Origin of the sequence: Corynebacterium sp. (assembly GCF_022712195.1) — a bacterium.
GTDB lineage: Bacteria > Actinomycetota > Actinomycetes > Mycobacteriales > Mycobacteriaceae > Corynebacterium.
Window position 1 is genome coordinate 1 of the sequence record NZ_JALAGY010000094.1, and the last position, 4,943, is coordinate 4,943.

Annotated in this window: 6 protein-coding genes and 1 pseudogene; 3 read left to right on the top strand and 4 right to left on the bottom strand. The window is 71.5% G+C overall.

Going from position 1 to position 4,943, the window contains the following annotated elements:
- The 3 genes and pseudogenes from Q0A34_RS13100 to Q0A34_RS13110 all read left to right on the top strand — a co-directional run.
- Positions 1–377, top strand: a pseudogene (locus Q0A34_RS13100) (hypothetical protein); the annotation flags it as partial.
- The gene (locus Q0A34_RS13105) at positions 374–1,051 is read left to right on the top strand and encodes a hypothetical protein (RefSeq protein WP_291480440.1); all 678 of its coding nucleotides are present in this window, start codon (positions 374–376) and stop codon (positions 1,049–1,051) included. The pseudogene Q0A34_RS13100 and the gene Q0A34_RS13105, both read left to right, overlap by 4 nt.
- A complete protein-coding gene (locus Q0A34_RS13110; RefSeq protein ID WP_291480441.1) occupies positions 1,048–1,611 on the top strand; it encodes a hypothetical protein in 564 nt (187 codons plus the stop codon). The genes Q0A34_RS13105 and Q0A34_RS13110 overlap by 4 nt, the downstream gene beginning before the upstream one ends.
- A gap of 28 nt (positions 1,612–1,639) precedes the next feature.
- Here the strand turns inward: Q0A34_RS13110 and Q0A34_RS13115 are convergent, their stop codons facing one another.
- From Q0A34_RS13115 to Q0A34_RS13130, 4 genes are read right to left on the bottom strand one after another with little or no spacing between them, the layout of a single operon-like run.
- The gene (locus Q0A34_RS13115) at positions 1,640–2,092 is read right to left on the bottom strand and encodes a pyrimidine dimer DNA glycosylase/endonuclease V (protein ID WP_291480442.1); all 453 of its coding nucleotides are present in this window, start codon (positions 2,090–2,092) and stop codon (positions 1,640–1,642) included.
- A gap of 20 nt (positions 2,093–2,112) precedes the next feature.
- Complete coding sequence (locus Q0A34_RS13120; RefSeq protein ID WP_291480443.1) at positions 2,113–3,324, bottom strand: isochorismate synthase; 1,212 nt, start codon at positions 3,322–3,324, stop codon at positions 2,113–2,115.
- Entirely contained in the window at positions 3,302–4,069 is a 768-nt protein-coding gene (locus Q0A34_RS13125; RefSeq protein ID WP_291480444.1) for an SDR family oxidoreductase, read from the bottom strand. Before Q0A34_RS13125 ends, Q0A34_RS13120 begins: the two co-directional genes overlap by 23 nt.
- Position 4,070: 1 nt before the next feature.
- Entirely contained in the window at positions 4,071–4,739 is a 669-nt protein-coding gene (locus Q0A34_RS13130; RefSeq protein WP_291480445.1) for an isochorismatase family protein, read from the bottom strand.
- Positions 4,740–4,943: the final 204 nt, after the last annotated feature.

Sequence of the window (4,943 nt, forward strand, 5' to 3'; positions counted from 1 at the left end):
CGCCGACGGTGACCCGTCCGGCGACACCGCGGGCCACGCCGGTCCTGCGTCCGCGTCCGCCCTACGGCCCCTCCCGTCCGCGCCCCCTGGAGCCGGTGATCGTGGATCGTGTGGAGGTCACCGCACCGCCGCGCCCCCACGGACTGCGCATCCTCTACGACGTGCCGACACCCGCAGGCCCGCGGATGCGCGACATCCCCACCCCGCGCGGCCTGCCGACACGCACGGTCCCCACGCCGCAGGGGCTCGGTGTGTCGGTCCACCCGACGGTCCGGCGTCACCGTCGTATCCCGGTGACTGTCGACACCGGACGTCGCTGGGGCGGTGGCCCGTCCGACACCTCCGACGCGTCCGACGCCGACAGGAGCACACGATGACCGCAACACACCACACGGAACAGTACCGTCCCGCACCCTCCGGGCGGTTCGCCGTCGACCTGTCCGCGTCCGACGACGTCTCGACCCCACCCCCCTCTGATACAGGTGACCCAGGCACCGACCGGCCGCGGGGCCCCCGCGCGCCTGAGCCGAAGGCCTCGCCCACCGCCCGTGGATGGACCGTCCTCGCCGGCGCCGCCTTCCTCGGCGTGACCGGCGTGATCGTGCGCGACATCCTCGTCCTCAACGGCACACTGTCCGGAGACCAGCTGCTGCCCCCGGTGTTCGACTGGTTCGCCACGGTGCAGAGCGAGTCGTGGATGCTGTGGGCGGGCGTCGGCTGCGCCCTCGTCGCCCTCTTCTTCCTCGCGGTCACCGTCCGGCCCCGGCGCCGGACCCACCTGCGGTTCGGCGGGGACTCCGAGCTCTACGCGCGCCCCGTCGACGTCGCACGCCTGTCCACCGCCACAGCACGCACAGTGCCCGGCGTACTCTCGGCACACACCGTGACGACCCGCAGGAGGATCTCCGTCAAGGTCGTCACCGCCGTCACCCCGGACGCCGCCGGGACCGTCCGGGAGCGGGTCGCCTCCCTGGTCACCGACCTCGCCTCACTCCTGGACCCCGTCCCGGACGTCGAGGTGACCGTGACCCGCGGAGGTGAGGCGAAGTGAACCGCGGAAAGGCGTTCTTCGACCGCGCCGTCACCTTCCTGATCTTCCTGCTCGCCGGCGGGCTGGCCTTCTGGATGATCGGACTGCAGTTCGACCTTCCCGCGGCACAGCGGATCGGCGACTACGTGAACCGGGACTTCTGGGCGGGGCTGAGCTCCCGGGACAACTACAACGCCCTCCTCGTCACCGCGGCCGTGGTGTCGGGCCTCATCGGGCTGCTGCTCATCGGCGTGAACATCGAACGCAGGCGGCTCGGCCGCTCCGCGTCCCCGTCGTCCGCCCCCACCGGGACGATCCGCACCTCCCCCGCGGACATCGCCTCCGCGGTCGCCCAGACCTTCGAGAAGCGCGACGACGTACGGTCCGCACGGTACCGGGCCACCCGGGACCGGGGCACCGACATCATCGAGATCCGTCTCCGCGTCCCCGCCGAGACCGACACCGCAGCGTTGAGGGAGAGCTGCCGCCGCGCCGCCGCCGACATCACCGGCGCACTGCCGGGGCAGGACATCCTGCCACGGTTCCTCCTCCAGGCCGAACAGCCGGCCCGCCCCCACTAACCGCCGGCTCCTTCGCCCCGGCGTCCAGTCACGTCCCCTGCGGAGGCACGACCTCCCAGGGCTCCACCGCCCCGGGCACCACGGTGAACACCGGGTGCGCCGGCACCGGCCCGTGGGTCGGCAGATGCGGCAACCAGTCCACGGCCCGGACAGTGACCTTGCGACGCAGATGGTCCAGCTCGTAGTGCAACTGCCCCTCGGTGACCTCGATCGGCGGCACATCCTCCGGCACCGCCGGCACGTGGATCCGGCTCCCGTCGAAGGAGTAGCCCCGGCCCGTGGCCTCCGTACGAAGACCGGTGAGGTAGGCCCCCACCGCGCGAAGCGGTTCCGGGCGGGCACGGAACCGGACGAGTTGGGGGTGCGCCCGGTACCCGCGGGTCCCTCCCTCCAGGACCTTCTGCGCCAGGAGCGCTTCACGCCAGCACGCCACAAGGGCGGCGCGGTCCAGGACCGACGGGTGGAGACTCCAGAGTCGCATACCGGGCAATCGTACGCGCGCTACACGCTCACGGCCCGACGCTGCTGGTTCTGCAGCACCCGGGCGAACGTGGCGAACTTCGTCGCCGTCTCCCGGTGCTCGTCCTCCGGCACCGAACCGGAGACGATCCCCGCCCCGGCGAACAGCTGCGCGCGGTCACCGCTGACCACTCCCCCACGCAGGGACAGGGCCCATTCACCGTTGCCTTCGGCGTCGACCCACCCGACGAGTCCCGAGTACATCCCCCGGTCGAAGTCCTCGAGGTCCCCGATGACCTTCCTGGCCGCCGCCGTGGGCCAACCGCACACGGCCGGCGTGGGGTGCAGGTCGTAGAGCATCTCCATCAGGGCGCCCGGGGAGTTCGGCCCCGGCAGCCTGCCGGTGATGCGGCTGCCCAGGTGGAGGATCACCGGGGTCGCCACCACAGCGGGAGTCTCCGGGACCACCACGTTCCGGGCGTGCCGCCGGAAGACCTCCCCCACCTGGTGCACCACATGGCCGTGCTCGGCGCGGTCCTTCGACGACGTCAGCAGGCCCCGCGTGAGTTCACGGTCCCGTTCCGGGTTGTCGCGGTCCCTGGGAACCGACCCCGCCAGGGGAAAACTGGTGACGGCGCCCTTCCTGCTGCGCAGCACAAGTTCCGGGCTCGCGCCGACGAGGGTTCCGCTCCCGCGCAGGTCACTCCGGTAGATGTAGGCGTGAGGGTTCGCCACGCCGAGATCGGCGACGAGCCTGTCGATGTCGAAGGCCCGCCCCGCCCGGAGAACCGCCGTCCGCGCCAGGACGACCTTCTCCAGTTCGCCTGCGTCGATACGCTCGACCGCCTTCCTCACCCACTCACGGTAGGTCGGGGACTCGGGGATAGCGGGGGCGTCGGGAGTGTCCGGAGTCTCGTTGACCCCGGCGGCTCCGGAGGGCGCCGGCACCGTCTCCGACGCCCCGCGGGACAGCGTCCCCCCGTCGTCCGCACCTGCCGCGTGGCGCCACGTGACGTCCTCGGGGACGTACAGCACAGCCGGCCGCCCGGTGTCGAAAGGGATGCAGCCGACGACCGGACCGTCGTTCCCCGCCCTCCCCAGGAGCTCCTCGACCGCCTCGGCGACATGGGGCCCGTCCCAGACCTCCGGCGCGACGACGTCACCCACCCCCCGTGCGGTGAGACGGTACTCGGGGGTCGAGAACTCGAACGTCGCATGCCGGGCACGCGACTCAACGCTGACTGGCGCCGCCATCGACGACCACCTCCTGCAGGGTCATGTGACGTGCGCCGTCACCGGTGAGAAAGACGACGACAGAGGCGATGTCCTCCGGGTCCGCGATCCTGCCCAGCGGGATCCCGGCCTTGTACAGCTCAGGACGACCCGCGACAAGCTCGCTCTCCGGTCCGAGACCGTCGATCATCGGGGTGCGGGTCGTCCCCGGGCACACGACGTTGCAGCGCACGTTGCCGCGCCCCAGTTCCAGGCCGAAGGACCGGGTGACACTGCTGGCCGCCGCCTTGGACGCCGCGTAGGCGGCCATCCCGGAGCGCGGCACCGATCCGGCGTTCGACCCCACCGTGACGATGGAGCCTCCCCCTCGCTCCGCCATACGGGGCCCCAGGGCCCGGCACATCGCGAAGACGCCGAAGGCGTTCACGGAGAACTGGCGGTCCCAGTCGTCGTCGGTGGTGTGTTCGCCGGGAACCGCGGAGATGACGCCGGCCCCGTTCACCAGGGAGTCCACCGGACCGACCGTGTCCCACACCTCGGCGACGACCCGGTCGACCCGCCGGGAGTCACCGACGTCGAGCCCGACCCGGAAGAGAACACCCGGGGCGTCCCGGTCGATGCGGGTGAGGGCGGGGTCGAAGGCGGTGTCCGCGGCGGTGACGGTGTGCCCGTCGGCGAGTAGCCGGGTGACAACGGCTCCCCCGATGCCTCCCGCCGCTCCGGTCACCAGGTGGTGGCGTGCCGTGCTGTTCGATTCTGCGGGCATGTCAGGCGTCCGACCCCACCGTCTGTGCGACCGGGGACGTCTGCGACAGACCGTCGAGCGCCTGGGAGGTGTCGAGCACCCGGCCGCAGCGTGCGGCGGCGAACTCCAGGGCGCCCTGATGGTCCCCGGAGGTGAAGTCCGCCATGGCGTCGGCGACGAGGAACGGCTTGATGTCGCGCATGAAGGCGGAGGTTGCGGTGGTGAGGCAGCCGATGTGCGCGTACACACCGGCGATCATCAGCTGGTCGCGGCCGTCGGCTGCCAGCATGGACTCGAGGTCCGACCGGGAGAAGGCGTCGTAGCGCCACTTCGTGAGCACGGTGTCGCCGTCGGCGGGGGCGAGCTGGTCGACGATGCCCGCCTGGGACTCCTCCTGGAGGCCGGGGCCCCAGAAGTCCCAGAGCAGTCCCCGGTCCGCCGGGTCCTGGTTCGGCGGTTGCGCGGTGTAGAACACCGGGACCCCCGCGGCGTGGGCGGCCTGGCGGAGGGACCGGATGTTGTCGATGACCGTCGAGATCATCGGGGAGTCCGCGCCAAAGGCGTCGATGAAGTAGTTCTGCATGTCGTGGATGAGCAGAGCTGCGTGAGGGGCGTCCAGTTGCCAGGGTGCGCGGCTGCGGGGCAGGTCCGCCGCCTCCGGCAGCGGATAGGACTGGATTGAGGGAAGCACGACGTCCTCCTTGGGGAGAGTGGGGTGAGGGACTGCGGGCGTGACCGAACCGGGCACTCAGCGTACCCTACCCTGTCTTCGGGTATGGCATGCCTGTTTATGGCATTTCTCACAGCCCGTTTTCCCCTCGTGCGCCCGTGGCAGACACAGAGCCGCCCCCTCCCGTGCGGTGACGGGAGGGGGCGGCTCGTGAGTTGTCAGCGC

Coding starts and splice junctions, on each gene's coding strand:
- Q0A34_RS13105 (WP_291480440.1), top strand. CDS start 374: ATGACCGCAACACACCACACGGAACAGTACCGTCCCGCACCCTCCGGG.
- Q0A34_RS13115 (WP_291480442.1), bottom strand. CDS start 2,092: ATGCGACTCTGGAGTCTCCACCCGTCGGTCCTGGACCGCGCCGCCCTT.
- Q0A34_RS13120 (WP_291480443.1), bottom strand. CDS start 3,324: ATGGCGGCGCCAGTCAGCGTTGAGTCGCGTGCCCGGCATGCGACGTTC.
- Q0A34_RS13125 (WP_291480444.1), bottom strand. CDS start 4,069: ATGCCCGCAGAATCGAACAGCACGGCACGCCACCACCTGGTGACCGGA.